The organism is Archangium sp., from assembly GCF_036277355.1.
GTDB lineage: Bacteria > Myxococcota > Myxococcia > Myxococcales > Myxococcaceae > Archangium.
Genome location: NZ_DASUNC010000187.1, coordinates 37,557 through 64,205, shown reverse-complemented (window position 1 = coordinate 64,205; position 26,649 = coordinate 37,557). Strand labels below are relative to the sequence as shown.

25 protein-coding genes are annotated in these 26,649 nt (G+C 68.4%); 13 read left to right on the top strand and 12 right to left on the bottom strand.

What is annotated here, in order from left to right; translation table 11 throughout:
- The first annotated feature begins 31 nt into the window (after window positions 1-31).
- A complete protein-coding gene (locus VFZ09_RS46370) occupies window positions 32-1,114 on the top strand; it encodes an aromatic ring-hydroxylating dioxygenase subunit alpha (protein WP_329734265.1) in 1,083 nt (360 codons plus the stop codon).
- A 122-nt stretch (window positions 1,115-1,236) separates the two neighbouring features.
- Window positions 1,237-1,839, top strand: coding sequence for a DUF2378 family protein (locus tag VFZ09_RS46365; protein WP_329734264.1), 603 nt, complete (start codon window positions 1,237-1,239; stop codon window positions 1,837-1,839).
- 3 nt (window positions 1,840-1,842) lie between these two features.
- Here VFZ09_RS46365 and VFZ09_RS46360 read toward each other — a convergent pair whose 3' ends face one another.
- Entirely contained in the window at window positions 1,843-2,658 is an 816-nt protein-coding gene (locus VFZ09_RS46360) for a dienelactone hydrolase family protein (protein ID WP_329734263.1), read from the bottom strand.
- A gap of 72 nt (window positions 2,659-2,730) precedes the next feature.
- On the opposite strand from VFZ09_RS46360, the gene VFZ09_RS46355 reads away from it, so the two are divergent.
- The 5 genes from VFZ09_RS46355 to VFZ09_RS46335 all read left to right on the top strand — a co-directional run bounded on the left by VFZ09_RS46355 (window position 2,731) and on the right by VFZ09_RS46335 (window position 9,725).
- A complete protein-coding gene (locus VFZ09_RS46355; protein ID WP_329734262.1) occupies window positions 2,731-3,165 on the top strand; it encodes a DJ-1/PfpI family protein in 435 nt (144 codons plus the stop codon).
- Window positions 3,166-3,177: 12 nt separating this feature from the next.
- On the top strand, window positions 3,178-3,732 hold the full coding sequence (locus tag VFZ09_RS46350; protein WP_329734261.1) for a GlxA family transcriptional regulator: 555 nt from the start codon (window positions 3,178-3,180) through the stop codon (window positions 3,730-3,732).
- A gap of 326 nt (window positions 3,733-4,058) precedes the next feature.
- Window positions 4,059-4,532: a hypothetical protein gene (locus tag VFZ09_RS46345; protein ID WP_329734260.1), complete on the top strand. Its 474-nt coding sequence runs from the start codon at window positions 4,059-4,061 to the stop codon at window positions 4,530-4,532.
- Between the two features lie 4 nt (window positions 4,533-4,536).
- Complete coding sequence (locus VFZ09_RS46340) at window positions 4,537-5,139, top strand: hypothetical protein (RefSeq protein ID WP_329734259.1); 603 nt, start codon at window positions 4,537-4,539, stop codon at window positions 5,137-5,139.
- A gap of 128 nt (window positions 5,140-5,267) precedes the next feature.
- Window positions 5,268-9,725: a DEAD/DEAH box helicase gene (locus VFZ09_RS46335; RefSeq protein ID WP_329734258.1), complete on the top strand. Its 4,458-nt coding sequence runs from the start codon at window positions 5,268-5,270 to the stop codon at window positions 9,723-9,725.
- A 2-nt stretch (window positions 9,726-9,727) separates the two neighbouring features.
- Here VFZ09_RS46335 and VFZ09_RS46330 read toward each other — a convergent pair whose 3' ends face one another.
- The 11 genes from VFZ09_RS46330 to VFZ09_RS46280 form a co-directional block, all read right to left on the bottom strand.
- Window positions 9,728-10,276, bottom strand: coding sequence for a hypothetical protein (locus tag VFZ09_RS46330; RefSeq protein WP_329734257.1), 549 nt, complete (start codon window positions 10,274-10,276; stop codon window positions 9,728-9,730).
- 25 nt (window positions 10,277-10,301) lie between these two features.
- Window positions 10,302-10,757, bottom strand: coding sequence for a hypothetical protein (locus VFZ09_RS46325; protein WP_329734256.1), 456 nt, complete (start codon window positions 10,755-10,757; stop codon window positions 10,302-10,304).
- A 202-nt stretch (window positions 10,758-10,959) separates the two neighbouring features.
- Window positions 10,960-12,330 (bottom strand): deoxyguanosinetriphosphate triphosphohydrolase, encoded by a 1,371-nt coding sequence (locus VFZ09_RS46320; RefSeq protein ID WP_329734255.1) that lies wholly within the window; start codon window positions 12,328-12,330, stop codon window positions 10,960-10,962.
- An 82-nt stretch (window positions 12,331-12,412) separates the two neighbouring features.
- Complete coding sequence (locus VFZ09_RS46315; RefSeq protein ID WP_329734254.1) at window positions 12,413-13,282, bottom strand: hypothetical protein; 870 nt, start codon at window positions 13,280-13,282, stop codon at window positions 12,413-12,415.
- 5 nt (window positions 13,283-13,287) lie between these two features.
- Entirely contained in the window at window positions 13,288-13,851 is a 564-nt protein-coding gene (locus VFZ09_RS46310) for a hypothetical protein (protein WP_329734253.1), read from the bottom strand.
- Window positions 13,852-13,956: 105 nt separating this feature from the next.
- Window positions 13,957-15,741: an ABC transporter substrate-binding protein gene (locus VFZ09_RS46305; RefSeq protein WP_329734252.1), complete on the bottom strand. Its 1,785-nt coding sequence runs from the start codon at window positions 15,739-15,741 to the stop codon at window positions 13,957-13,959.
- A gap of 4 nt (window positions 15,742-15,745) precedes the next feature.
- Window positions 15,746-16,024: a DUF2160 domain-containing protein gene (locus VFZ09_RS46300; protein ID WP_329734251.1), complete on the bottom strand. Its 279-nt coding sequence runs from the start codon at window positions 16,022-16,024 to the stop codon at window positions 15,746-15,748.
- Between the two features lie 6 nt (window positions 16,025-16,030).
- Window positions 16,031-16,822 carry a carbohydrate ABC transporter permease gene (locus VFZ09_RS46295; protein WP_329734250.1) on the bottom strand — a complete coding sequence of 264 codons (792 nt, stop codon included), beginning with the start codon at window positions 16,820-16,822 and terminating at the stop codon, window positions 16,031-16,033.
- The gene (locus tag VFZ09_RS46290; RefSeq protein ID WP_329734249.1) at window positions 16,819-17,694 is read right to left on the bottom strand and encodes a sugar ABC transporter permease; all 876 of its coding nucleotides are present in this window, start codon (window positions 17,692-17,694) and stop codon (window positions 16,819-16,821) included. The genes VFZ09_RS46295 and VFZ09_RS46290 overlap by 4 nt, the downstream gene beginning before the upstream one ends.
- A complete protein-coding gene (locus VFZ09_RS46285; RefSeq protein ID WP_329734248.1) occupies window positions 17,691-18,779 on the bottom strand; it encodes an ABC transporter ATP-binding protein in 1,089 nt (362 codons plus the stop codon). The genes VFZ09_RS46290 and VFZ09_RS46285 overlap by 4 nt, the downstream gene beginning before the upstream one ends.
- On the bottom strand, window positions 18,766-19,929 hold the full coding sequence (locus VFZ09_RS46280; RefSeq protein ID WP_329734247.1) for an ABC transporter ATP-binding protein: 1,164 nt from the start codon (window positions 19,927-19,929) through the stop codon (window positions 18,766-18,768). The genes VFZ09_RS46285 and VFZ09_RS46280 overlap by 14 nt, the downstream gene beginning before the upstream one ends.
- A 131-nt stretch (window positions 19,930-20,060) precedes the next feature.
- Here VFZ09_RS46280 and VFZ09_RS46275 point away from each other — a divergent pair, with 131 nt between their 5' ends.
- From VFZ09_RS46275 to VFZ09_RS46250, 6 genes are all read left to right on the top strand, one after another.
- The gene (locus VFZ09_RS46275; RefSeq protein WP_329734246.1) at window positions 20,061-22,514 is read left to right on the top strand and encodes a S8 family serine peptidase; all 2,454 of its coding nucleotides are present in this window, start codon (window positions 20,061-20,063) and stop codon (window positions 22,512-22,514) included.
- Between the two features lie 191 nt (window positions 22,515-22,705).
- Window positions 22,706-23,299, top strand: coding sequence for a biliverdin-producing heme oxygenase (locus tag VFZ09_RS46270; protein ID WP_329734245.1), 594 nt, complete (start codon window positions 22,706-22,708; stop codon window positions 23,297-23,299).
- A complete protein-coding gene (locus VFZ09_RS46265; RefSeq protein ID WP_329734244.1) occupies window positions 23,280-25,514 on the top strand; it encodes an ATP-binding protein in 2,235 nt (744 codons plus the stop codon). Before VFZ09_RS46270 ends, VFZ09_RS46265 begins: the two co-directional genes overlap by 20 nt.
- Window positions 25,514-25,681 carry a hypothetical protein gene (locus tag VFZ09_RS46260; protein ID WP_329734243.1) on the top strand — a complete coding sequence of 56 codons (168 nt, stop codon included), beginning with the start codon at window positions 25,514-25,516 and terminating at the stop codon, window positions 25,679-25,681. Before VFZ09_RS46265 ends, VFZ09_RS46260 begins: the two co-directional genes overlap by 1 nt.
- Window positions 25,660-25,932 carry a response regulator gene (locus tag VFZ09_RS46255; RefSeq protein WP_329734242.1) on the top strand — a complete coding sequence of 91 codons (273 nt, stop codon included), beginning with the start codon at window positions 25,660-25,662 and terminating at the stop codon, window positions 25,930-25,932. Before VFZ09_RS46260 ends, VFZ09_RS46255 begins: the two co-directional genes overlap by 22 nt.
- A complete protein-coding gene (locus VFZ09_RS46250; protein ID WP_329734241.1) occupies window positions 25,929-26,648 on the top strand; it encodes a sensor histidine kinase in 720 nt (239 codons plus the stop codon). Before VFZ09_RS46255 ends, VFZ09_RS46250 begins: the two co-directional genes overlap by 4 nt.
- Window position 26,649 lies beyond the last annotated feature (1 nt).

Genomic DNA, 26,649 nt, shown 5'->3' with positions numbered 1-26,649 from the left:
CACTCCCCAGGCATCCCATTAGAGTGGGGCCATGTTTTCTTCTCGTGAGGAAGGGCGTGGCCCGGCCGCGCCGTCAGGACTCGTCTCGGTGGTCCGGCTCCCCCAGAGCTGGTTCATCCTCTGCGCCTCGCGCGAGCTGGGGCGCAAGCCGCTCGCGCGCACGCTGCAGGGCACGCCGCTCGTGCTCTTCCGCAACGAGGCCGGCAAGCCCGCGGCGCTGGTGGACCGCTGCCCCCATCGCAACGTGCCCCTGTCCCTGGGCAAGGTGGTGGGTGGCCAGCTCCAGTGTGGCTACCACGGCTGGCGCTTCGACACGGCGGGCCAGTGCCGCGCCATCCCCGGCCTCATGGGCGAGCCCGGCGCGAAGTCCCGCTGCGCCGCCTGGCATGCCACGCGCGAGCAGGAGGGCTTCGTCTGGGTGTACTCCACCCCCGGCGTCGAGCCCACGCACGAGCCCTACCGCTTCCCCCTGCTGGACGCCCACGGCTACAGCACCGTGCGCCGCACCCTGCGCGCGAAGGGCTCGCTGCACTCCCTGCTGGAGAACACGCTGGACGTGCCCCACACGTCCTTCCTCCACGGAGGGCTGTTCCGCACCGAGAAGAAGAAGAATGAAATCGAGGTGGTGGTGCGCCGGGGCGCGGACCGGGTGGAGGCCGAGTACATCGGCGAGCCCCGTCCCGAGGGCCTCGCCGCGCGGCTGCTGGCCCCGGGCGGCGGCGTGGTGCAGCACTTCGACCGCTTCCTGCTGCCGTCCATCGCCCAGGTGGAGTACCGGCTCGGGGACGACAGCCACGTCATCATCACCTCGGCGATGACGCCCGCGGACGACTGGGACACGCTGGTGTACGCCGTCGTCACCTTCCGCATGCCGCTGCCGCACTGGCTGGTGAAGCCCTTCATCACCCCGGTGGCCCTGCACATCTTCGGGCAGGACGCCCGCATCCTCGAGCGCCAGACGGAGACCATCCGCCGCTTCGGCACCGAGACGTTCGCCTCCACCGAGGTGGACGTGCTCGGCCCGCCCATCCTCCGCCTGCTGCGCCAGGCCGAGCGCGAGAAGGTGGCCACCTCGGCCGAGGTGCAGGAGACGCGGCTGAAGATGCAGGTGTGAACAGGGCGGCTGCGCGCCACCGGACAATCCGGGACCTTCCGGGCTGACCGAGTTTCCACCAGCGCACAGATTCGCGAGAGGGGGCATGGCCGGAAGTCGGGGGGAATTGTCACCCTGCGGGCATGCTCCCCACGCTGACCACCGAGAAACTCGTCTTCGCGCAGTCCGTGGATGCCCTCTTCGTGCGCGCGCTGGGACCGCACCTGACGCGGGAGGGGCGGCGCCGGCTGAAGGACGTGGGGCTGGATTTGAACGAGCCCTTGCGGCCGGCCTACCCGCTGGAACTGTGGAAGGCCTTCCTACGGGTGGCGGTGAGCGACGTCTTCCCGGCGGCCCCGCCCCAGGAGGCGTGGTGCGGCCTGGGCGAGCGCTACCTGCAGGGCTTCCGGCAGACGGCGCAGGGCCGGGCGAGCATGTCGCTGGTGACGCGGCTGGGGCCGAGGCACACGCTGGAGCGCGTGCCGCACAACGTGCGGGCGGGCAACAACTTCAACGAGGTGCGGGTGGAGGAGCTGGGCACGCACGCGGCCACGCTGTGGATGAAGGACGTGGCCGCGGACAACCCCTTCTTCGCCTGTGGCTTCCTCGCCGAGACGCTGCGCGCGGCGGGGGCGGGGGACATCTCCGTGCACCCGGTGGCCTTCGATGGCACGGCGGCCACCTTCCGGCTCACCTGGACGCACGCCGCCACCCGGCCGGCCGCGGTGGGGCTGACGCGGCGCTGAGCTTCAGGCGGCCAGGCGGCGCGCGAAGAACGAGAGGATCTCATCCCGTGCGGCGAGGGTCGGCTCTCCCGCCGCGTCGATGAGGTGCGCCGTCACCACGCTGTGGGGGCCACCGACGACGCGTTTGAAGAAGGGCGGGGGCTCGGGATTCGCCGCCTCATCGGGGAGGACCTTCGCGACGAAGCGGTCCCCGAGCGCGGCGGTGTAGGCCGCGAAGCGTTGCGCCGTGCAGAACCGATCCCCCGCGAACCGGTAGCCCATCACCGTCAGGTCCTCGCGCTCCAGACGCTCCTTCACGCGAGCGAGCTCCTCGGGGGCGATCTGGATTTCCCCTGGATTGTTCAGCGGCAGCGAGGGTTGGCAGAGCACCGGGGCGAGCATCGAGGGCTCGAGCATCATGCTGAGCGCGAAGTTGCCGGTGAAGCACATCCCGATGGCCCCCACGCCCCGGCCGCCGCACTGCTCGTGGGCGAGGCTCGCCAGTGCGCGCAGCCACCGCGTGACGGGACTCGATTCATTCGCCGCGAACGCGCGGAACTCGGCGCTGACGCACGCGCGCTGGAGCACGGCCGCTCCCTCCTCCGCATCCGGGAATGCACCGTCGCGCCCGAAGAGCGACGGCATGTAGACGGTGAAGCCAGAGTCCCGGACCCAGCGGCTGAAGCGGGCGACGTGCGGGCTGATGCCTGGCATCTCCGCCATGACGATCACCGCCGGGCCGGTGCCGGCGACGTAGACCCCCTTGGTGTTGCCGAGCAGTGTGATGGAGCGGCGCTCGAAATCGTCGAGCGGCTCATCCGCCATGGGTTGTTTGAGCATGAGAAGAGGATGGCGCTTTGGGTCCACGCGCCCAAGTGGCAGGACTGACAATCTTCGGTCTAGGCTTGCCAGATGATGATCACTCACCTGGTCTTCGACGGAGTCGCGGATGGTCCGATGGGCGTGGCGCTCGACATCGTGGGAGCCGCGGCGCGGGTGGTGCGGGCGGGGCTCGTGGCGCTCCCCAAGGGCCGCCAGGCGCCGCGCCAGCGTGTGGTGTCGATGGATGGGGAGCCTGTCCGCACGGCGGCGGGACGCACGCTCGCGGTGGATGGCGCTCCGGCTCTACGAGGAATGGGGGCGGGTGATGTCCTGGTGCTACCCGGGCTCGGGATGGCGACGGCGCCCGAGCTCTCCGCCGCGCTCGAGCGCCCGGACATCGTGCGTGGTGTGGAGCTGGTGGCGCGCGCGGCCGCGAAGGGGGTGCTCGTCGCCGCGTCCTGCTCGGCGACGTTCGTTCTCGCGTCCGCGCGTGTGCTCGATGGCCGGCGGGCGACGACCACCTAGTGGCTGGGTCCGGTGTTCACCCAGCGCTTCCCGCGCGTGACGCTGCGCTCGGATCGCATGGTGGTCGAGTCCGGCGGCGTCTTCACCGCGGGCTCCGCGTTCGCGCACGCCGATCTCATGCTGGCGATCCTGGCCTCCACCTCGAGCCCCTCGGTCGCGCACACGGTCGCCCGGTATCTCGTCCTCGACGAGCGCGCGTCGCAGGCGCGCTACATGGTGCTGGAGCATCTCGGCAGCTCGGACCCGGTGATTCGTCAGCTCGAGTCATTCGTGACGGCCAACATCGAACGGCAGAGCACCCTCCACGAGATGGCTCGCGCCACGGCCACGTCCCCCCGCACGCTCGCGCGAAGGGTGGCGAAGGGGCTGGGGATGACGCCCCAACGGTTCGCACAACGACTGCGGGTCGCCCAGGCGGTCCACCTGCTCGAGACGACGCGGCACCCGGTCGACGAGGTGGCGGCTCGTGTCGGTTACGCCGACCCGGCCGCGTTCCGGCGCGTTTTCCGCCGCGAGACGGGGGAGACACCGCGCGCGCGACGCATGCGCTCCGTCCGTGATGGCTGAGCACGCGAGCGCCGGGCCCGCGCGTGGGTCAGCCAAAGCGGCACTGCCTGTCCAACGCGAGGAACGGGTCCGGCATGCACTCCATGAAGGAGAGCATCCGCTCCTCGAAGGCGGCCGTCTCGCTGACGAAGCGCCAAGCACGGACTCTCCCCGCGGGTGGGCGGGGGGCCTCCCCTGGCCTCCTGCTGAATGGATGCGGAGCGAACAGTCCCCGCGCCGGCTGTGCGGTGCTGAACCCGCGTACAGTCTTTGTGCAGGGTGCCGCGTGGGCCCCGATGTAGTCTGCGTCGGGTACTGGCTGTTCCTCCTCGAGCCGAGGTGGTGCCGTGGGCATTTCAACGCGACTCACGTGGCTGTCCGCATTCCCGCGCTGGCTCGTGGTGGTTCTGCCTGCCCTCTCGGGCTGCAGCATCAATCATTACCAGCCGAGCCACTTCCAATTCACCACCATTGTCGAGAAAACTGGAGCGGGGCCAGGTGGCTGGCGGGCCGCGTGTATCCATGCGACCGTCATCAATCAATCGACCCTGGAGCCCTATTTCTGTAACTTCGGTGTTGAAATGCCAATCGAGCACAGAGACGTCGGATTGATCTCCGAGCCGCTTGCTCAGCGGCTTGCCGCCGATTGCGCCAACCAGGCGTTGCGAGAGGTGCTTGCCGCCCCTGCCTCTCCGCTTCCTGGGCTTGTCTGCACGCAATTCAGGAAAATGTTTCACGAGGTCCTGAATCGCGCCGTGCGGGGCGCGAAGGTGACGGTTTTGTGCGAAGAGGAAACAAGTCCCATTCGAGTTGACTTCTAGGCCCATGCCCATTTCGGCGGAAGAATTGCTGGCTGTTGTCCGGCAGTACTGGCGTTCAGACCATGAATTTGACGATAAGCTGGAAAGGAGCCCTGAGCTGAAGAGGTTCCATGCCGTGTGGAAACAGGCACTCAAGAATCTCGATCAGTGGCGCGCGCTCATGGACGAGCTCCGAGTGGAACTGCCGCACCTCAACATCGGGCATCCCACAGCCACCTGTGATCCCTGCTTCAAATGCATGGTGTATACGAACCAGGAACCCGTGTCCTCGGACCCATACGATGACGAGCCGCGATCGCGCCTCTGGACGGTGGTCGGCTGCCTGAGCGTTCTGGCGCCTGTCTATACCGTTTATGGCGTGCAGTACGACTACAAGGGTCGAGACGTGCGCGGTTCCGCCAGGGTCTTTTTCGATCCACTTCCGCCCGAGATGCAGGCCCCTGCGGAGGTGATTGCGAGGAAGATCGAGGCGAGGTACAGGGCCGAGGCCCTTCCCCGCGAGAGCGCCGAAATCCGGGTCCCGTTGATTGTGCATTTCAAGGAGCCGCCCGAGACCACGCTCTTTCACGCGCTCTTCACACCCGAGCCTGAAAACCTGCCTCTCTAACCCCCTTCGAGGAGCCCGCAGCCCGGGCTCTCCATCGCTCCCACTTCCCGACGGCCGCCCACCCCTGGGGCGGGCGTGCGCATTGACGGCCCTCCTAAACCGGTGTTCAGTCTGAGGGAGAGCGCGCCATGGCCCCCCAGATTGCCCTCGATTTCGCCACGTCGTCCCAGAAGCCCGTGCACCCGGCCCTCGAGCCGTTCCACCCGGTGGTCCAGCGGTGGTTCACCGAGCGGCTCGGCGAGCCCTCGCGCCCTCAGGTGGAGGGCTGGCCCCTCATCCAGGCCCAGCAGGACGTGCTGATCGCCGCCCCCACGGGCAGCGGCAAGACGCTCACGGCCTTCCTGGCGGCCCTGGACCGGCTGTTCCGCCTCGCCCTGGAAGGGAGCCTGGAGGACCGGACGCAGGTGCTCTACGTGTCGCCGCTGAAGGCCCTGGGCAACGACGTGCAGAAGAACCTGCTGCAGCCGTTGGAGGAGCTGATGCAGCGGGCGCGGGCGGCGGGCTTCTCGCCGCAGGAGCTGCGGGTGCAGGTGCGCACGGGGGACACCTCGGCGTCCGAGCGTGCGCAGATGGTGCGCCGGCCGCCCCACATCCTCATCACCACCCCAGAGTCCATCTACCTGTACCTGACGGCGGACCGGGCGAGGGCCACGCTGCGCTCGGTGCGCACGGTCATCGTGGATGAGATCCACGCACTGGCGAGGGACAAGCGGGGCAGCCACTTCGCGCTGTCGCTGGAGCGGTTGAAGGCGCTCACGGAGGTGAGGCCGCAGCTCATCGGCCTGTCGGCGACGCAGAAGCCGCTGGAGGCCATCGCCGGCTTCCTGACGGGGGAGCGGGCGGCGGAGTGCCGGCTGGTGCAGGTGGGGCACCAGCGGCCGTGGGATTTGAGGGTGGAGATTCCTGACGCGGAGCTGGGCTCGCTGGCCACGAACGAGATGTGGGGCCAGGTGTATGACCGGCTGGTGCAGCTGGCGGGGGAGCACCGCACGACGCTCGTCTTCGTGAACACGCGGAAGATGGCGGAGCGGGTGGCGCACGACCTGGGCGAGCGGCTGGGTGTGGACAAGGTCGCGGCGCACCACGGCAGCATGTCGAGGGAGATGCGGCTGTCGGCGGAGGAGCGGCTGAAGGAGGGGCAGCTCTCGGTGATGGTGGCCACGGCGTCGCTCGAGCTGGGCATCGACGTGGGCAACGTGGACCTGGTGGTGCAGCTGGGGACGACGCGCTCCATCTCGGTGCTGTTGCAGCGGGTGGGCCGAGCGGGCCACTACAAGGGAGGCATCTCGAAGGGCATCCTCATCGCGATGACGCGCGACGAGCTGATGGAGTGCGTCGGCTTGCTGAACGCGGTGCGCGAGGGGGACCTGGACGCGGTGCGGATTCCGGAGAAGCCGCTGGACGTGCTGGCGCAGCAGGTGGTGGCGGCGTGCGCGTGCGAGGAGTGGGACGAGCGGGCGCTGTACAGCCTGTTCCGCCGGGCGTACCCGTACCGGAGCCTGACGTACGAGGAGTACGAGAAGGTGCTGGAGACGCTCTCGGAGGGCGTGTCGCTGAGGCGGGGGCGGGCGGGGGTGCACCTGCACCGGGACCGGGTGAACCAGCGGCTGAAGGCGCGGCGGGGCGTGCGAATCACGGCGCTCACGAATGGAGGAGCGATTCCGGACACGTTCACCTTCAACGTGGTGGCGGAGCCGGAGGGGAAGGTGGTGGGGACGCTGGACGAGGACTTCGCGGTGGAGTCGACGCCGGGGGACATCTTCCTGCTGGGGACGACGGCGTGGAGGATTCAACGGGTGATGGGGGCGTCGGTGATGGTGGAGAACGCGCACGGGCAGCCGCCGACGGTGCCGTTCTGGCGAGGCGAGGCGCCGGGCCGCACGGACGAGCTGAGCTTCCACGTGGGGCGGCTGCGCGAGGAGCTGACGGCGCGGAAGGACGCGGCGCTGTTCCTGGAGAAGGAGCTGAGGGTGCCGCCGCCAGCGGTGGACGCGCTGCTGGCGTACCTGAGGGCGGGGCAGCAGGTACTGGGCACGGTGCCGAGCCACACCACGATCGTCGCCGAGCGCTTCTTCGACGAGGCGGGAGGGATGCAGCTCATCCTCCACGCGCCGTTCGGGAGCCGGGTGAACCGGGCGTGGGGCCTGGCGTTGCGCAAGCGCTTCTGCCGCACGTTCGACTTCGAGCTGCAGGCGGCGGCGACGGAGGACGGGCTGCTGTTGTCGCTGGGCGAGCAGCACTCGTTCCCATTGGAGGACATCTTCCAGTTCCTGAATCCGGAGAACGTGGAGGAGGTGCTGGTGCAGGCGGTGCTGCAGGTGCCGCTGTTCGGGACGCGGTTCCGGTGGAACGCGACGCGGGCGCTGTCGCTGTCGCGGTTCTCGGGGGGGAAGCGGGTGGCGCCGAACCTCCAGCGGGCGAGGAGCGAGGACCTGCTGGCGGCGGTGTTCCCGGCACAGGTGGGGTGTCAGGACAACCATGGAGGGGCGGACGTCGAGCTGCCGGACCATCCGCTGGTGAAGCAGACGATGGAGGACTGCCTGCGCGAGGCGATGGACATCGACGGCCTGCGCGAGGTGCTGAGGCGGATGAAGGACGGGCGCATCAAGCTGGTGGCGAAGGACGTGCCGGAGCCGAGCCTGTTCGCGCACCAGATGGTGAACAGCCAGCCGTACACGTTCCTGGACGACGCACCGGCGGAGGAGCGGCGGGTGCGCAACGTGGTGCTGCGGCGGACCTTGCCGGCGGAGGACGCGGCGTCGTTCGGAGCGCTGGACGCGGACGCCATCGACCAGGTGGTGCGGGACGCGGCGCCGCCGATGCGGGACGAGGACGAGCTGCACGACGCGCTGCTGCAACTGGTGCTGTTGCCAGAGGCGGAGGTGCCAGGGCGCTTCGTCTCGAGCCTGCTGGCGCAGCGGCGGGTGGCATGGCTGGAAGTGGGAGGGAGGCGGTTCCTGGTGCCGGCGGAGCGACAGGGGGCGATCCGGGCGCTCTTCCCCGAGGTGCCATTGCAGCCGGAGCTGCAGCCGTTGCCGGGGGACAAGCCGGTGGAGCGGGACGCGGCGGTGCAGCAGGTGGTGCGAGGGTGGATGGAGCTGTTGGGGCCGACGACGGCGGGAGAGCTGGCGGAGCAGACGGCGCTGGACGAGTCCGAGGTCTTCCTGTCGTTGCACCAGTTGGAGGCGACGGGAGGAATCCTGCGAGGCCGGTTCCGCCCCTTCATCCCTCACCAGGAACAACAGTCACAGCCCCAATCAAAGCCTCAATCACAGCCCCAATCACATCCTCAACCAAGGACAGATCCCCTCTCCCTCCGGGAGAGGGACGGGGTGAGGGTGTCGGAGATCCCGGGTTCCACCCCGGCCGTGGTGGAGTGGTGCGATCGCCGTCTCCTCCAGCGAATCCACCGGCTGACGGTGGGACGCCTGCGCAAGGAGATCGAGCCACTCAGTGCCCAGGACTTCATGCGCTTCCTCTTCCGGTGGCACCACCTGGAGGAACTGGACGCGCTGCGAGGCTCGACGGGCCTCTCGAAGGCGATCACCCTGCTGCAGGGTTACGAAGCGCCGGCCTCGGCGTGGGAGCGCTACCTGTTGCCCGCGCGGATGAAGGGCTACCTGGGAGACCTGCTGGAGCGGGCCTGCTACTCGGGCGAGGTGGCCTGGGGACGCCTCACCCAGAAGGACGCGAAGCCCGCGCCCGGCCCGCGCCGGGGAGCCCCGGCCACGCCCCCCGAGCCCGAGCCCACCCGCTCGCGAGCGGCGACACCGAACCGCAACGCGAGCCTGACCTTCGTGCGGCGAGAGGACCTGGACTGGATGCTCTCGGCGGCGAGGCCGAACGCGGTGCTGTCGGACGGGGGCGTCTGGGTGCCACCGGACCTGTCGGGGCCGGCGAGGGACGTGGTGGCGGTGCTGGAGCAGCGAGGCGCGTGCTTCTTCAACGACCTGTGCTCGCGCTCGCGCCGGCTGCCCGCGGAGGTGGAGGACGCGCTGTGGGAACTCGTGGCGCGAGGCCTCGTCACAGCGGACGCGGTGCAGAACCTGCGAGTGCTGCAGAGCCCGGCGCAGCGCAAGCGCCAGAAGCTGTTGCAGCGAGGAGGCCCGGGCCGCTGGAGCCTGCTGGTGCCCTCGGAGCCGAAGGCGGAGGAGGAAGTCCGGGAGTCACTGGCCCGGCTGTTCCTCCAGCGTTACGGCATCGTCTGGAGGGACCTGGTGATGCGCGAGTCATTGGCGCCCACGTGGCGCGAGCTGCTGTACGTGTACCGGCGGATGGAGGCGCGAGGAGAAATCCGCGGAGGCCGCTTCGTGGCGGGCTTCGTGGGAGAGCAGTTCGCTTTGCCAGAGGCGGTGGACGTCGCGCGAGCAGTGCGGCGGCAGGCGCCCTCGGGAGTGAGGGTGCAGCTCTCGGCGGTGGATCCACTCAACCTCACGGGAGTGGTGACGCCGGGCCCGCGAGTGCCGGCGACGGTGGGCAACGTCGTCACCTATGTGGACGGAGTGCCGCAGGGCTTCGACGCGCGGGGAGACGACGAGGATGGGGTGGAGGAGTCCAGCCCTGGCGAGACGGCCCAGACCAACTGACCTCATCCGGGCGAACTGTTCGGGTCAGGGAGCAATCCCTCCAGTGCGGCGAGGCGCTTCGTGGTCTGTATTTCATCCTCGAGATAGGTGTTGGGCTCGGGGAAGACTTGCTCCACCAGGGCACAGAGTCGAAGGGCTTTTTCCAGGGATTCTTTCGTCCGCTCGAGATTCCAATATCTGAGTTTGAAGAACCACGCATCCTCGAGTATGGCCAATGCCTTCTGTTCCCCTTCTTCGTAGAGCTTCATCGCTCCCAGTGGATCGTTCTGGAAGGTATCCAGGAAATTACCCAGCTCCAGAATGACGGGAGCGCCACGGTTCGAACCCAGGATGGCCAGTTCGAGGAGGCGCTGGATTTCAGAGAATACCTCCTCCGGGTTTCTGCCGGGTTGGTCGATGACCTGTTGTACCCGGGCCAGGTAGAGAAGGTTGGGGGTGAAGGCAGGACATTCTTCCGCGAGCTCGCGAAGCAGTCTCAGTTGCTCCCGGTTTCCTCGCTCGTGCTCACCGGCTTTTCTGGCTGCCTCGAATCTCTTGACCAGTTCGTCCACGCTGAGATGTGTCATGAGGTTGCCCCTACAGCTTCTCCATCAGCCGTTTTGGATTCTGAAGAATCTTGACCACACTATTGAGCTGCGCCTTGGTCGCCAGGCTGAAGTCTTCCCGCTCCAGCATTTGTTTGACTTCGAAGAGCGTGTAGTCCTTGAGTTGTGAGGGAAAATTGCGCGCACGCTGAAGCGTGGCGGGAAGCTGTCCCACCCGCATATTCAGCAAGGAGATCCTGTCCAACATTCGCGCGGCCATTGGGGCAGCGATGAGTCCCGATGCTTTTGCCTCGGCAATCAGGACTTGCGCCTCTGCGAACTGGCCGTTGTTGATGAGAGCCCAGATCCGAGCGGAGACCGTGTTGCAGCTCTCATCAGCCGTGTCCGTTGCCTGAGGTGTACCCGGCACCTGGCGGACCGCGCTGCTTTCATGACTGCATCCGCTCGCAAGAAGGACGGCTCCCATGAGGAGCAGACAGGTCTTCATGCTTGGACTCCCAGGGTGGAGCTGCTTGCGATGGGGATTGTGTCAAAGAGGGGGGCGGCGCATGCTCTTGGGGACACACCTTTACAGGCGTACCTGATGGGGATTGATGCCCCCCTCGTCCCTTGGGAAAAGGGAAATTGCCGCGAGCAAGTTGTCAGTGCAGTTTCCCAGGAGCGTCCTTCGCGGATCTACCTGAAGGGGATTAGAGTGCGCGCCCTGGAACGGAGATTCCACTAATCCGCCGGAATAGAGAGAGAGCATAGCGGTCAGTCATCCCACTGACGTAGTCTGTCACCCGAAGGAGTCGGTGATACGTGGACGAGAAGCTTTTCTTGCCGGCCCTTTGCTCCATTAGCGCAACCAGCTTTTCATCTCGCTGCGAGGGCTTTTCCTTCATCGCAGCAACGACGAAGGACGAAAGAAGCCCACCCAGCGCTTCGTATCCAGCGAGTTCAATCTCCAGTACGCTCGTGGCCTTGTAGCACTTTGCTTGAGCGAGTTGCTGCAGTTGCTGCAAGTCACTTGCGGAGGGAATAACCTTTGACAGAGAGCGCTCGAACTTCCCCTCGAGTATTTGGGGCTCATTGGCCATGAATGCCTCGACGCATTCCCTTAGGAACTGACCAACTGCCATGGCGCGCAGATATCCAATGGCGCTGCGCTTGTCCTCGGTTCGCTTGTATTCGTCCTCTTTGAACCCCGAGACTTTCCGGACTACTGGGAGGAGGACTGATTCGGCGGCTTCTGCCGCGACGTAGCCGAGCCGCACCCCGTCCTCGATGTCAAGGATGGAGTAACAAATATCGTCTGCAGCCTCGACCAGAAACGCAAGAGGGTGTCGTGTCCAGGCCAAGCCATCGAAGCTGGGCTGTTGCGGTACCAAGCCAACCTCGTCAGCCACCAGCCGAAACAAGGGTGCCTCCGATTGGTTGAAACCGTGCTTCTTCAAGTCCGCTCGCAGTGAGTTCTTGTTCTCGTTGGAGAGCTCCAGCGCTTTGTGTGACTCTCTTGGGTACTTGGTGAATGTAGCAAGCGTCGCTGCAGTCAGTTGCATGCCCCCGTCTCCTTCAAGCTGGAGGCGGGACAACAGTCTGAACCCTTGCGCGTTGCCCTCGAACTTCAAGAGGTCCATGCGCTCGCGGCCGGTGAGATTGGTTAGGAATTGCTGTCCATCACCGTGCTCGAAGAAGGAAGCAATCGCGGACTCACCGCTGTGTCCGAAGGGAGGGTTCCCGATGTCGTGAGCCAAGCATGCGGCAGCAACAACTGCACCCACATCCTGCGGGAACCGCTCAGGCAACTGGTCTCTCTCTCGGATCCGCTTCCCGACCGCGATTCCAAGCGACCGCCCCACCGAGGCCGCTTCCAAGCTGTGGGTCAGTCGCGAGTGGACGACATCGTCCTCGGGCAATGGGAACACCTGCGTCTTGTCGTGCATACGGCGGAATGCCGTAGAGAAGAGGATCCGATCCCAGTCTCGCTCGAATGCGCTGCGCTCGGGCTCCTCGGTCTTCTCCAGGAGTGTGCCGTCATTCCTGAGGCGCTTTGTCGAGAGCAACTTTTGCCAGTCCAAGGATGACCTCGTGTAGAAGGAACTCTGTAGAGCATAGCGCACAACAACTGCCCAGGCACTTACTGATGTAGTGTCATGAAATCTACTTTCTCTCGGCAGAACGGCGTACTGCCAGAGCTATGGGGGAGAGCCAGGCCACTTCTACATCGAAGCGTCGGACCTTCATCTCCGAGAGCAAACGGTATAGACGCTGAGAAATGAGTATCAGCGGTTGGGTACGGAACAGGCCCTGCCGCAGACCGACTCGCTGACGGGTGCACGCCCAATCATTTCCGTCGAGACTCGACCGAGAAACGTAGACCTCGGAGAGCACACGGAGTCCCAGGACGTGTCCCTTGGGGCAGCGAGCCGTATCGGGCTCTGGCGCGAAGAAGCTGTTGCCGACCCGGGTGGGTGCGGCCACTTCCAATGAACACGAGGGAATGACGAGCTGCCGCCATGCCTTGCTCCGCTCGCCCTGCTTTCCCAGTACGGGCCGCAATTCCATCCCCGTGATGCCGTGCGCACGCAGTGCTTCGGCCAGTCGCGAGGAAACCACGAGTTCACCCCCGAGCGTCTGCGCGATGTCCCGCCCCTTGGGGATGCGTTTGAGGTCGAGCCGCAGCTCGGAGACCTGCCGTGCGCCGGATCCACAGGTGGCGCATGCCTGGGACTCGTCATAGCGGGTGCCGCACTCCTCGCCCGTGGGCTCGAAGAAGGGCCGGACCCTCATCCAGAGCAGCTCGGCGGATTGTAGCTCGCGCTGTGAATAGCGGCGGCGCACCTGCCAGAAGGTAACCATCGTCGTTCCCTGGCGGTGCTCTTCCTGCTCGTGCTTGCGAATGGCCTCGACCAGTGGGTCATCCACGTCCAGTTCGAGCCGGCGGGTGATGTCCCAATCCTCGCCAACACCTGGCGGAAGGAAGTGCTGGGCTTTGTCCGAGGAGATCCGGATTTCGATGGTTTCACGCATGGCGTCTAGAAATGCACCCCGGGGAGCGGATATTTTGCGTAGACCTTTCGCATGATCTCTTGCTGTTGAGCGGGGCTGGGGATTTCCTGCCCATAGGGATGCTCGCGCCGGAAGGCATTGGTAATGAGTTGATGATAGGCGGGGTCCACATCAACCGTCGGCCCATCGTCAACACCACCGAGATACTTGGGATGCAGGTGGTGTTTCTGCTTCGGCTTCCCGAATAAATGGGGGAAGGCAGTTCGGGCCTCCGCCTGACCCTTGTCGAAGTTCTCGCGCGCGACCTTCGGGTCCAGGATCTTCGTGAGTGGTGATGGGCCAGCGGGCTTGGGCTGCTGGGTTGCCTTGGGCTGAGAGGCTTGCGGCTTGGGCTGCTCAGCGGGAGGAGGCTTGACCGGTAGAGAAGGGGTGTTGCGGATACGTGGCGTGCGGAAGAACTTGGGACCGAGCGCTACGATTTCAGAACCATGTTCATCGCTGGCATCGAGCCCCAGGCGCATGGGGCCGGATACGGCCGCACAGCCCTCGAGGATGGTCAGCCATAGCGAGAGCAGCACAATCATGCGCATCGGGATTGTTCTCAAGACGCGTGGTGACTACACATGCGCCGGATGGCTCGACGAGACGGCGGCTGGGTCTTCCAGGGCCGCCGCCTCGCCGTTGCGGACAACGCGCTACTTCGCGCGCCCTTCCTTCCACGCCTGCAACAGCTGCTCATAGGGCACGGTCTCGCCCTTGGGCTTCTCGTTGGCGAGCTTCGCGTGCGGCGCTCCCGGCGCGTCCAGCCAGAAGCTCGCCTCCTTCACCGGGTTGAGCTTGGGCGGGCAGTTCTGCATGCCCGCGCGCTCCAGCCGGCCCAGTACGTCGTCCATCTGCTCGGCCAGCGCGTCCATGGCCTGCTGCGGCGTCTTCTCGCCCTCGACGGCCAGGCTGATGTTCTGCCACCACAGCTGCGCCAGCTTCGGGTAGTCCGGCACGTTGGTGCCCGTGGGCGTCCACGCCACGCGCGCCGGGCTCCGGTAGAACTCCACCAGGCCGCCGTACCGGTCCGCCACCTTCGTCACGTGCTCGGAGCGCACGTCCGAGTCACGCACCGGCGTCAGCCCCACCAGGAACTTCTTCAGCGACGTCGTCTTCGCCACCGTGAACTGCGCGTACAGCCACGCCGCCTTCCGCTTCTCCAGCGGGGTGCTCTTGAGCATCGTCCACGAGCCCGTGTCCTGGTAGCCGAGCTTCATGCCGTCCTGCCAGTACGGGCCGTGCGGCGAGGGCGCCATGCGCCACTTCGGCGTTCCGTCCGCGTTCACCACCGGCAGCCCCGGCTTCGTCAACGGCGCCGTGAAGGCCGTGTACCAGAAGATCTGCTGCGCCACGTTGCCCTGGCCGGGGACCGGTCCCGCCTCGGAGAACGTCATGCCGGCCGCCTGGGGCGGTGCGTACTTCTTCAGCCACTCGATGTACTTCGTCAGCGCGTACACCGCGGCCGGGCCGTTCGTCTCGCCACCGCGCGCCACCGAGGCGCCCGCCGGGTTGCAGCCCTCGACGCGGATGCCCCACTCGTCCACCGGCTTGCCGTTGGGCAGGCCCTTGTCTCCCACGCCCGCCATGGACAGCCACGCGTCCGTGAAGCGCCAGCCCAGCGACGGGTCCTTCTTCCCGTAGTCCATGTGGCCGTACACCCGGACGCCGTCGAGCTCCTTCACGTCGTGGGTGAAGAACTCGGCGATGTCCTCGTAGGCGGACCAGTTCACCGGCACGCCCAGCTCGTAGCCGTACTTCTTCTTGAAGCGCTCGCGCAGGTCCGGCCGGCTGAACCAGTCCTGGCGGAACCAGTACAGGTTGGCGAACTGCTGGTCCGGCAGCTGGTACAGCTTCCCGTCCGGGCCGGTGACGAAGCTCTTCCCCATGAAGTCGTCGATGTCGAGCGTGGGCAGCGTCACGTCCTTGCCCTCGCCCGCCATGAAGTCCGACAGCGGGATCACATGCCCGTAGCGCACGTGCGTGCCAATCAGATCGCTGTCATTCACATACATGTCATAGATGTTGCGGCCCGACTGCATCTGGGTCTGCAGCTTCTCGATGACATCGCCTTCCTGGATGAGGTCATGCTTGACCTTGATGCCCGTCATCTCCTCGAAGGCCTTGGCCATCGTCTTGGCCTCGTAGACGTGGGTGTCGATCGTCTCCGAGACCACGTTGATGGTCTGCCCGCGGTAGGGGGCGGCGGCCTCGCGGAACCACTTCAGCTCCGCGAGCTGCTGCTCCCGGGTGAGGGTGCTCGGCTGGAACTCCTGGTCCACCCACTTCTCGGCGGCCTTCTCCAGCGCGGCCAGGTCCGCCTGCTGCTGCTGGGCGGTGGCGGCGGGCTTCGCACCTTCCTCTGGCTTCGACTCCTTCTTGCACCCGGCGATGGGGACTGCCACGGCCAGTGCCAGCACACACTTCAACGTGTTCTTCAACGGGTTACCCCCAGCGAGCAATGAAGAGCATGAACAGCAACGACAGACCCAAGGCGAACCAGACGGAGGCATCCGTCAGCCCCACCCATGCGAGGTGGATGAAGGCGCTGCCCATGAGCCCCACGAAGAGGCGGTCTCCGCGGGTGGTGGCCATGGGCAGCAGGCCGCGGCGGGGCAGGGAAGGGGAGCGGATTCCCCAGACGGTATAGGCGGCGAGCAGCAGCACGATGACCACGAAGAAGCCGGCCGTGGGCGCGGTCCAGGCCATCCATTCCAGGTCCATGGGGGCTCACACCCTTCCCAGGGCGAAGCCCTTGGCGATGTAGTTGCGCACGAAGTAGATGACGACCGCGCCGGGCACGAGCGTCAGCACTCCGGCGGCGGCGAGCAGGCCCCAGTCCATGCCGGCGGCGCTCACGGTGCGCGTCATGGTGGCGACGATGGGCTTGGCCTCCACGGACGTCAGCGTGCGCGCCAGCAGCAATTCCACCCAGCTGAACATGAAGCAGAAGAACGCCGTCACGCCCACGCCCGAGCGGATGAGCGGCAGGAAGATGCGCAGGAAGAAGCGGGGGAAGCTGTACCCGTCGATGTATGCCGTCTCGTCGATCTCCCGCGGCACGCCGGACATGAAGCCCTCGAGAATCCACACGGCCAGGGGCACGGTGAAGAGCATGTGCGCCAGGGCCACGGCCCACGGCGTGTCGAACAGGCCGATGCTCGAGTAGAGCTGGAAGAAGGGGAGGAGGAACACGGCCGGGGGCGACATGCGGTTGCTCAGCAGCCAGAAGAAGAGGTGCGAGTCGCCGAGGAAGCGGTAGCGCGAGAAGGCATAGGCCGCGGGCAGCGCCAGCAGCACGGAGAGCACGGTGTTGATGCCCACGTACGTGAGCGAGTTGAGGTAGCCGTTGCTCCAGTCCGGGTCCGTGAAGATGGTGACGTAGTTGGCGAACGTGGGATTCCGGGGCCAGAGCGTGAAGCCGCCCAATATCTCCTCGTTCGTCTTCAGCGACATGCCCACCAGCCAGTAGATGGGGATGAAGCTGAGCAGCAGGTAGAGGGGCACGGCGAGCCGTCTCATCGCGCCTCCTTCGAGCCAGCCGTCGCCGTCATGGCCGTGTAGAAGATGTAGCTGAGCAGCAGGATGACGAGGAAGTACACGAGCGAGAAGGCCGCCGCCGGGCCGAGGTCGAACTGGCCCACCGCGAGCCGCGTGAGGTACTGGCTCAGGAAGGTGGTGGCGTTGCCGGGTCCGCCGCCGGTGAGGACGAAGGGCTCGGTGTAGATCATGAAGCTGTCCATGAAGCGCAGCAGCACGGCGATGGTCAGCACGCCGCGCAGCCGGGGCAGTTGGATGAAGCGGAACGTGGCCCAGGCCGAGGCGCCGTCGATACGGGCCGCCTGGTAATAGGCCTCGGGGATGGCGCGCAGGCCCGCGTAGCAGAGCAGGGCCACCAGCGGCGTCCAATGCCAGACGTCCATGAGCAGCACCGTGAGCCAGGCATCCAGCGCGTTGGCCGTGTAGTTGTATGGGAAGCCGAGCGCGTTGATGAGCACGCCGAAGAGGCCGATGTCCCCGCGGGCGAAGATCTGCCAGATGGTGCCCACCACGTTGAAGGGGATGAGCAGGGGCAGGCCCAGCAGCACCAGGCACACGGACGCGGCGCGGCCCTCCTTGGGCAGCACCAGCGCGAGCGCCACGCCTAGCGGAATCTCCAGGGCCAGCACCGCCAGCGAGAAGCCGAGCTGCCGCCGCAGCGCTCCGTGCAGCTCGGGGTCCCTCAACACCTTGCGGAACCACTCGGTGCCCACGAAGACCCGCTGCTCCGGGCCGAGGATGTCCTGCACCGAGTAGTTCACCACCGTCATCAACGGGATGATGGCGCTGAAGGCGACGGCCACCAGCACCGGCAGCACCAGCAGCCAGGCACGCTGATTCGTGGGCTTGTTCATGGAATGGCTCGGCCTCCGGCGTACAGCGTCGTCCAGCGCGGCGGCAGCTCCAGCCAGCAGGCCTCGCCCGGCGCGAGCCGCTCCTCCTCGGGCAGCCGCACCTTCAGCGCCTGCGTCCCCAGCCGCGCGGTGGCCAGCTTGTGCCGCCCCAGGTCCTCCACCTGCGTCACCTCGACGCGCACCGAGGACGGCGTGCCCTCGGGGACGCGCCGGAGGAACTCGGGACGGATGCCGAGCCGCAGCTCGCCCCCGTTCTCCCGCGCCCGCGCGCACACGCCCGCGTCCAGCGGCAGCCGCTGCCCCTCCACCACCACCGCGCCGTCCTCCACCGTGCACGGCAGCAGGTTCATCCCCGGGCTGCCGATGAAGTAGCCCACGAAGGTGTCCGCCGGGCGCTCGAAGAGCTCCTGCGGCGTGCCCACCTGCACCACGCGCCCCTGGTTCATCACCACCACCCGGTCCGCGAGCGTCAGCGCCTCCACCTGGTCGTGCGTCACGTACACCAGCGTCATCTTCAGCTGCTCGTGCACCTGCTTCAGCTTGCGGCGCAGCAGCCACTTCACGTGCGGGTCGATGACCGTCAGGGGCTCGTCCAGGAGGATGGCCGCCACGTCCCGGCGCACCAGCCCCCGGCCCAACGAAATCCGCTGGCGCATGTCCGCCGACAGCCCGCTGGCCCGCATGCGCAGGTCCGGGGTGAGCTCCAGCAACTCCGCGACTTCCTCCACCCGGGCCCGTGTCTCGGCGGCCCCCATGCCCCGGTTGCGCAGCGGGAAGGCCAGGTTCTCCGAGACGCTCATCGTGTCGTAGATGACGGGGAACTGGAACACCTGGGCGATGTTGCGCCGCTGCGGCGGGGCCGCGGTGACGTCCACGCCGTCGAAGAGCACCTGTCCCCGGGTGGGCTTCAGCAGGCCGGAGATGATGTTGAGCAGCGTCGTCTTCCCGCACCCGGACGGCCCCAGCAGCGCGTAGGCGCCACCGTCCTCCCAGACGAGCTCCAGGGGGCGCAGCGCGTAGTCCTGCTCGGACGCGGGCGCGGGCACGTAGGCGTGGGCGATGCCGCGAAGCTCAATCCTGGCCATGGGCGGGCGCCTCGGAGGAGAAGGGGGGCGCGGCCATCAACCGGCCCTCGGGGCTGAACACGAACATCCGGGAGGGCGGGACGAACAGCTCCAGCGGCGCGCCGTACGGGTGCCGGTGCACGCCCTCCACCTGCGCGGTGAGCGCCAGCCCCGCGTGCGCCGCGTGCACGAGCGTCTCGGAGCCGCTCACCTCCTCCACCTCCACGTGCGCGGGGATGCGCACGTCTCCGGGGCCTCCGGGCGACAGCCGCACGTGGTGGGCGCGCACCCCCAGCCGGTAGCGCCCCGGCGCGAGCCCTCGCAGGTGCCCGGACAGCGGGAAGGCCACCTCGGGCGACAGGCGCGCTCCCTCCTCGGAGAGCTCGGCGTCCCACAGGTTCATCTGCGGGTCGCTGAAAATCCGGCCCACGCGTTCGGTGGCGGGGGCCTGGTACACCTCCAGCGTCGGGCCCGTCTGCAAGAGGCGGCCCTCGTGGAGCACCGACGTCTTCCCGCCGAGCAGCAGCGCCTCGGTGGGCTCGGTGGTGGCGTACACCACCACGGCGGGGCGGTTGCGGAAGAGCTGGCGGATTTCCGTGCGCAGCTCCTCGCGCAGCTTGTAGTCGAGGTTGGCCAGGGGCTCGTCCAGCAGCAGCAGCGAGGCGTCCTTGGCCAGCGCGCGCGCCATGGCCGTGCGCTGCTGTTGTCCGCCGCTCAGCTCCGCGGGCAGCCGCTGGAGGTAGGGCTCCAGGCGGAGCGCGGCGGCCGTCTCGCGCACGCGCTTGTCCAACTCCGGCCCGCGCAGCTTCCCCGCCAGCCGCAGCGGCGAGGCGATGTTCTCGTAGACGGTGAGGGAAGGGTAGTTGACGAATTGCTGGTACACCATGGCCACGTTGCGGTGGCGCACGTCCACGCGCGTCACGTCGGCCCCATCCGCCCGCAGCGTCCCCGTGGTGGGCTTGTCCAGCCCGGCCATCAGCCGCAGCAGCGACGTCTTCCCCGCCAGCGTGCGGCCCAGCAGGATGTGGAAGGCGCCAGGCTCGAGCTTCAGGTGGATGTCCGCGAGGTGGGTCTCCCCCTCCACCACGCGGGTGACGTTCTCCAGCTCGATGCCATGGCTCACCCGGTGTGTCCCCTCGATGCGCTGCGCCGTGAGTGACCGCGGGCGCATCGTAGGGAGAAGGCTCTCACCGGGTCCAGCGCCAGGAGCGCGGGCTTCACCGGTGCGTCTGGGGCTGGACGCGTCGCATCATGGCACCCTAGCGTCCGGTGTGGACCCACTTCCGGGTCAGGGGGCCGTTCATGCGCCGTCGTCTCGCCATCCTGGGGCTGTTGAGTCTCACTGCTTGTCCCATCCTCGAAGAAGATCCACCCACGCCCGAGCTCGCCGGTACGGTGCAGGGCGTGCTGACTCCGTTCCAGGGGCAGTCGGCCAGCGTGCGCACCACCCCCTCTCCGCTGGAGACCGGGGACCGGAGCCTCTCGCGGGCCGTTGTCGGTGCCCTCGCCTCCAAGGGGGTGCTGCGTACGGGCATTCCCGAAAGACCGCTCCCGGCGCGGGAGTCCCTCATCCTGGGAGAAGTCATCGTCCGCTTCGACGAGGCGAACCTGCCCGTGGAGACGGCCCTCGCGCGGGCGCGGGCGCCCGGCTACCGCGCCGTGCACCGGGGCCGGGTCAGCGAGCACCTGCACGTCATCCGCTACGAGCCCACGGGGGTGAAGGCTCAGTCGCAGCCGGGCGCCGGGGACGCGCGGTCCGTGGGCGCCCTGACGAGCGCGGAGCACACCGCGCTCGTCCAGCGGCTGTCGGCGGTGCCCGGGGTGCGTTACGCGGAGAGCAACCTGCGCGTGAAGGCCTTCTCCCTTCCGAATGATCCGCTCTACTCCCGTCAGTGGCACTACCCGGGCATGAACCTGCCGGCAGCCTGGGACATCACCACCGGCCTGGACTCCATGGTGGTGGCGGTGGTGGACACCGGCATCGTCCGGCACCCGGACCTGGACTCCCGCGTCATCGCGGGCATGGATCTCATCTCGGACCCCGCCAACGCGGGGGATGGCAACGGCGTCGACAATGATCCGACGGACATGGGCAAGGACTCGCCCAACGGCGGCTCCTCGTACCACGGCACGCACGTGGCCGGCACCATCGGCGCGGTGTCCAACAACGGGCTGGGCGTGGCCGGTGTCACCTGGAAGGGGAAGGTGCAGCCGGTGCGCGTGCTGGGCGCCTCGGGCGGCTCGCTGGCGGACATCGCCGCGGGGATGAACTGGGCCTCGGGCGGCTCGGTGCCCGGCGTGCCCGTCAACCCCACGCCCGCGCGCGTCGTCAACCTGAGCCTGGGGGGAGCGGGGAGCGTGCCCCAGTCCGTCCAGGAGATCGTCAACGCGGGCGTGGCCCGGGGCTCCGTCTTCGTCATCGCCGCAGGCAACGAGAACCAGAACGCCACAAACACCTTCCCGTGCAACATGCAGAACGTCATCTGCGTGGGCTCGGTGCGCTTCAACGGCAAGCGCAGCAGCTTCTCCAACTATGGCCCTCCGGTGGATGTGATGGCCGCGGGCGGGCAGACCAGTGAGGACCGCAACGGCGACAGCTACCCGGACGGCGTGCTCTCCACCCTGATGGACGCCCGCAACCAGCCCTCCTACGAGTGGTACAACGGGACGAGCATGGCGGCCCCGCACGTGGCGGGCATCGTGGCGCTGATGCTGGCGGTGAATCCCTCGCTCACCGCCGCCCAGGTGGAGGCCATCCTCAAGGAGACGGCCGACACCTCCAGCCAGTGCGCCGAGGGTTGTGGCGCCGGCCTCGTCAACGCCCAGGCCGCCGTGCTGCGGGCCAAGGGCTCCTCCGGCACCGAGGTGGCGCCGAAGCTCGGGGTGGGCTCCACCCAGCTCTCCTTCTCCGGCGGGGGCTCCCAGCAGCTCTCGGTGCGCAACCTGGGCGGGGGCACGCTCCAGGCCAGCGCGAGTGTCACCGGCGCGCAGGCCTCCTCGGTATCCCTCTCCAGCCGGACGTTGTCGATTCCCGCCTACGGCTCGGTGCCCCTCACGGTGAGCGTCAACCCGGGCACGCTGCCCGATGGCAGCTACGTGGCCCAGCTCTCCCTGCGAGCCACCACCGGAACGGGCTCCGCCGACGTGCTGGTGAAGTTCCGGGTGGGGGCCTCGCAGGACAAGGACGCCGTCATCGCCTTCGCCTACAAGACGCTGCTCGGGGAGTGGCAGGTGGACGACGAGGGGGTGGCCCTGGTGCCGGCGGCGAGCGGCTATGCCTATTCCCTCTCCCTGCCTCCGCGGACCTACTACGCGCTGGCCACCATCGACGATGACGGGGACAACGAGTTCTTCGAGGAGGGAGAGCGCGTGGGCTTCTGGCGTGACGCCACCGAGTTCGAGGCCATCGACGTGAAGCAGGACCAGGTGAGCAAGGACGTCAGCTTCACCCTGGTGCCCTACAGGTCCGTGGAGGAGTCGCCCGAGCCGGTGGTGGGACAGTCCTGCACCAGCGATGCGCAGTGTGGCACCGGGGGCCTGTGCGTGACGGCCTCGCAGGGCTACCCGGGAGGGTACTGCACGCGGGAGTGTCTCACCGCCGCCTGCCCGGTGGGCTCCAAGTGCTACGCCAACACCGAGGGCACGGAGGCCTACTGCTTCGCGACCTGCACGGGCGTGGGAGGCCAGGGCACCTGCCGGACAGGCTACGTCTGCTACGACGATGGGGCCGGTGGCGGAGCATGTGACACCCCTTGAGGGTTGGGAGGGATCCGCTGTTCGCGACAGGACGGGCCGGGCGGCGAGGGGGTGACTGCCTCTCCGCCGGCTCTCCGGGCTGGCCTGGGGTTGACACTCGGCCGCAATCCTCGTTTCCCGGTGCGCGGCCAATGGACATGCTCGGAAAAGCCTTGTTCTCACCAGAGCCCCGTACACCAGAGCCCCGTTCCTTGTTGCAGACGTTGAAGGCCGAGACCCGCCCGCACCACGAGCGCGCCGAGCGCGTGGTGCGCCTGCTGTCTCCGGACCTCACCCCCTCCGGCTACCGGCGCCACCTGGAGGCCCTCCATGGCCTCTACGCCCCGGTGGAAGCCTCCCTCGCCGCGTGCCTGGAGGGCCGCATCCCCGGGCTGCGCCTCGCCGAGCGGTGGAAGGTGCCCCTGCTGGAGGAGGACCTCCGGGCCCTCGGCCATGACGATGCCTCGCTGGCCTGTCTGCCCCGTCACCCGGGCCTGCCCTGCCTGTCCGGGGTGCCCGAGGCGCTCGGGGCCCTGTACGTCCTGGAGGGCGCGACGCTCGGGGGGCAGCTCATCCTGCGCCACCTCACCCGGCACTTCGCGGGTGCTGCCGTGGGCGGGTTCGCCTTCTTCCGGGCCTATGGCGAGGCCGTGGGGCCCATGTGGAAGGCCTTCGGCGAGGCCCTGACGCGCGCCTGCCCGGAGCCGGCACTGGCACCCCGGGTGGTGCGGGGTGCCCAGGACACCTTCGAGGCCTTCGAGGCCTGGCTTCGGGAGGCCCATGTCGATGCGCCCTCCCGTCTCTGAAGTGGAGCTCTCGCAGTGCGAGCGCGAGCCCATCCACCTGCTGGGCGGCATCCAGCCCCACGGGGTGTTGCTGGCCTTCTCGGAGCCGGACTTCACCCTGCGGCTGGTGAGCGCCAACACCGAGGCCCTGCTGGGACGCCCGCCGGAGGCACTCCTGGGCCGGCCGTTGTCGGACGTCCTCCACGCCTCCTCGCTCGTCCTGCTCACCCGGGCCCTGTCCCAGCCGGCCTCCGGCCAGCTGCGCCTCGAGGCCGCGGGCCGCTTCTTCACCGGCGTTCCGCACCGCAGTGACGGGCTGGTGGTGCTGGACCTGGAGCCTGGCACGCCGGGCGCCCACGAGGAGGAGGCGCTGGGGATGGTGGACCTGCTCCTCACGCCGCTGGCCCGCGCCCGGGGCCCCCAGGGGCTGCTCCAGGCGGCGGCGGAGGCGGTGCGCGCGCTCACCCGCTTCGACCGGGTGATGGTGTACCGCTTCGACGCGGACTGGCATGGCGAGGTGCTGGCGGAGAGCCGCGACGAGGCCATGGACAGCTTCCTGGGCCTGCACTTCCCCGCGAGCGACATCCCCGCCCAGGCCCGCGCCCTCTACACGCGCCACACGCTGCGCCTCATCGCCGACGCGCGCGCCGCGCCCGTGCCGCTGCGGCCCCCCGTGCTGCCCTCCGAGGGACGTCCGCTGGACTTGTCCGGCTCGGCCCTGCGCAGCGTGTCCCCGGTGCACCTGGAGTACCTCGCCAACATGGGGGTGGGGGCCTCCATGTCCATCTCCCTGGTGCGCGACGGCCGCCTCTGGGGCCTCATCGCGTGCCACCACCGCACGCCCCTGGTGGTACCGGCCGCCACGCGCCGCGCCTGTGATGTGCTGGCCCGGCTGGTGTCGCTGCAGCTCGCCGCCGAGGAGCGCGCCAGCGTGTCCGCCGAGCTCGCCCGCCGCGCCCACTTGCAGACCCTGCTGGTGGAGCGGCTCTCCGAGCAGGCGGGGACGCTGCCCGCGGCCCTCTCCCAGCAGACGGAGCTCCTGCTCGGCCTCACCGGCGCGGGCGGAGTGGCCCTGCTGCTCGGCGAGGCCCTCATGCTCGTGGGCACCACGCCCTCCGCGGAGGACGTGCGGGAGCTGGCCACCTGGCTCGCCGGACAGCACTTCGACGGCACCTTCCACACGGAGCGCCTCGCGAAGGCGCACCCGCCGGCCGCCGAGTACGCGGACGTGGCCAGCGGGCTGCTCGCGGTGCGCCTGGACGCGGCCTCTCCGCGCTTCATCCTCTGGTTCCGCCCGGAGGTGGCGCGCACCGTCACCTGGGCCGGCAATCCCCAGAAGCCGGTGGTGCCCGGGCCCGGCGCCAGCCGCCTCCACCCGCGTGCCTCCTTCGGCGCTTGGCAGGAGACGGTGCGCGGGGCCAGCGGCCCCTGGACGCCCGAGGACGTGGCCTCCGCCGTCAGCTTCCGCTCGGCCCTGGTGGGCGTGCTGCTGCGCCATGCCGCCGCCCTCGCCCGCTCCAACGCGGAGCTGGACGCCTTCGGCGGCACGGTGGCGCACGACCTCCAGGAGCCGCTGCGCGGCATCCAGCAGTACGTGGGCTTCCTCCTCGAGGACCATGGCGAGCAGCTCGGCGAGGACGGGCGCCGGCAGCTCGAGGAGGTGCGGTGGCTGGCGGGCCGCACCCAGGGGCAGATGGATGCCCTCTTCGAATACAGCCGCGTGGGGCGGGTGGAGCTGGCCTGGGGCGAGGTGGACATGCAGGAGCTGGTGGACGAGGTGCTGCTCACCGTGTCCGCCCGGCTCCAGGAGAACCGTCTGGAGGTGCGGATGCCCCGGCGTCTGCCCCGGGTGCGGTGTGACGGGGTCCGCATCCAGCAGGTCTGGGCCAACCTCCTCACCAATGCCGCCAAGTACCACCGGAAGGACGGGCCGCGGTGGGTGGAGCTGGGCTTCCACGGCCCGGGCGAGCCCCTGTCCCATCCGGCACGGCGGCGGCCGGATGAGTACGTCTTCCATGTCCGGGACAACGGCATCGGCATCGCGGAGCGGTTCCACGAGGACATCTTCGAGATGTTCCGCCGGCTGCACCCCGCCCACGCCTACGGGGGCGGAAGTGGGGCGGGTCTCGCCATCGCCCGGAGGCTCGTCCGGCTGCACGGGGGCGAGCTGTGGGTGGAGTCCTCTCCCGGCCAGGGCTCCACCTTCTCCTTCACGCTGGGAGAGAGGCCCCGCTGATGCAACGGCCCCTGCTGCTCGTGGAGGACAGTGATCCGGACTCGGAGGCGCTGTTGCGCGTGGCCCGCAAGCTGCCGCTGTCCGCGCCCGTGGTGCGCTCGACTACCTCTTCCAGCGGGGGGCGTACGCGGAGGCTCCCCAGCCGGTGCTGGTGCTGCTGGACCTGAACCTGCCGGGCATCGGGGGCCAGGAGGTGCTCGCCCAGCTCAGGGCGGACCCGGTGCTGCGCTCCCTTCCCGTCATCATCTTCTCCAACTCCACCGAGGCGCGGGACGTGCGCTCGGCCTACGGCGGGGGTGCCAACAGCTACCTCTTCAAGCCGAGCGGCGCCGTCGAGTTGCAGGAGGCCGCGCGCGCGCTGGAGTGCTTCTGGTTCAGCGCCGCGCTGCTTCCCGGACTGGAGGAGCCCACGGGATGAGCCTGCGTGTGCTGCTCATCGACGACAGCCTCGCGGATCAGCGGGCGCTGCGCAGGGCGCTCGAGAAGGACACGGAGACGCGGTGGGAGGTGGAGCAGGCCAGCTCCGCCGAGGAGGCCCTGGAGCGCTTGCGCCACCCTCCAGCGCCCGACGCGCTGGTGCTGGACTTCCACCTCCTGGAGGTGACGCGGGGAGGGGAGCGGCCGCTCGAGCGCGAGGAGGTGGACCTGTTCGCGCTGGTGCGGGTGAAGGTGCGCGAGCTGGGGCCCCTGGTGGCCACGCACCCGGTGCACCTGCACGTGGAGGGCACGGACTTCCAGGGCAAGTGGGACGAGGCGAGCCTGGAGCGGGTGTTGGACAACCTGCTGGGCAACGCGGTGAAGTACAGCCCGCGCGGAGGCTCCATCGACGTGTGGCTGGCCGAGGAGTCTTCGGGGCCGGAGGGCTGGGTGCGGCTGAAGGTGCAGGACCAGGGGATGGGGATACCGGCGGCGGACCTGCCGCACATCTTCGAGCGCTTCCGCCGGGGCCGGAACGTGGCCCCGGTGATTTCTGGCAGTGGCGTGGGACTGGCGAGCGCGCACCGGCTGGTGGAGCTGCACGGCGGAACGCTCACGGTGGAGAGCGAGGAGGGCAGGGGCTCCTGCTTCACCGTGCGCCTGCCCCGAGCGCTGAGCGTGCGCGAGTCCCAGGTGGAGCAGGAGCAGTCGGCCTGAG

Excerpts from the sequence above, each read along its gene's own strand:
- VFZ09_RS46365 (WP_329734264.1), top strand. The coding sequence starts at position 1,237 with ATGCTCCCCACGCTGACCACCGAGAAACTCGTCTTCGCGCAGTCCGTG.
- VFZ09_RS46335 (WP_329734258.1), top strand. The coding sequence starts at position 5,268 with ATGGCCCCCCAGATTGCCCTCGATTTCGCCACGTCGTCCCAGAAGCCC.
- VFZ09_RS46360 (WP_329734263.1), bottom strand. The coding sequence starts at position 2,658 with ATGCTCAAACAACCCATGGCGGATGAGCCGCTCGACGATTTCGAGCGC.
- VFZ09_RS46310 (WP_329734253.1), bottom strand. The coding sequence starts at position 13,851 with ATGCGCATGATTGTGCTGCTCTCGCTATGGCTGACCATCCTCGAGGGC.
- VFZ09_RS46290 (WP_329734249.1), bottom strand. The coding sequence starts at position 17,694 with ATGAACAAGCCCACGAATCAGCGTGCCTGGCTGCTGGTGCTGCCGGTG.
- VFZ09_RS46265 (WP_329734244.1), top strand. The coding sequence starts at position 23,280 with ATGCGCCCTCCCGTCTCTGAAGTGGAGCTCTCGCAGTGCGAGCGCGAG.
- VFZ09_RS46260 (WP_329734243.1), top strand. The coding sequence starts at position 25,514 with ATGCAACGGCCCCTGCTGCTCGTGGAGGACAGTGATCCGGACTCGGAG.
- VFZ09_RS46275 (WP_329734246.1), top strand. The coding sequence starts at position 20,061 with ATGCGCCGTCGTCTCGCCATCCTGGGGCTGTTGAGTCTCACTGCTTGT.
- VFZ09_RS46340 (WP_329734259.1), top strand. The coding sequence starts at position 4,537 with ATGCCCATTTCGGCGGAAGAATTGCTGGCTGTTGTCCGGCAGTACTGG.
- VFZ09_RS46315 (WP_329734254.1), bottom strand. The coding sequence starts at position 13,282 with ATGCGTGAAACCATCGAAATCCGGATCTCCTCGGACAAAGCCCAGCAC.
- VFZ09_RS46370 (WP_329734265.1), top strand. The coding sequence starts at position 32 with ATGTTTTCTTCTCGTGAGGAAGGGCGTGGCCCGGCCGCGCCGTCAGGA.
- VFZ09_RS46355 (WP_329734262.1), top strand. The coding sequence starts at position 2,731 with ATGATGATCACTCACCTGGTCTTCGACGGAGTCGCGGATGGTCCGATG.
- VFZ09_RS46325 (WP_329734256.1), bottom strand. The coding sequence starts at position 10,757 with ATGAAGACCTGTCTGCTCCTCATGGGAGCCGTCCTTCTTGCGAGCGGA.
- VFZ09_RS46280 (WP_329734247.1), bottom strand. The coding sequence starts at position 19,929 with ATGCGCCCGCGGTCACTCACGGCGCAGCGCATCGAGGGGACACACCGG.
- VFZ09_RS46285 (WP_329734248.1), bottom strand. The coding sequence starts at position 18,779 with ATGGCCAGGATTGAGCTTCGCGGCATCGCCCACGCCTACGTGCCCGCG.
- VFZ09_RS46250 (WP_329734241.1), top strand. The coding sequence starts at position 25,929 with ATGAGCCTGCGTGTGCTGCTCATCGACGACAGCCTCGCGGATCAGCGG.
- VFZ09_RS46300 (WP_329734251.1), bottom strand. The coding sequence starts at position 16,024 with ATGGACCTGGAATGGATGGCCTGGACCGCGCCCACGGCCGGCTTCTTC.
- VFZ09_RS46295 (WP_329734250.1), bottom strand. The coding sequence starts at position 16,822 with ATGAGACGGCTCGCCGTGCCCCTCTACCTGCTGCTCAGCTTCATCCCC.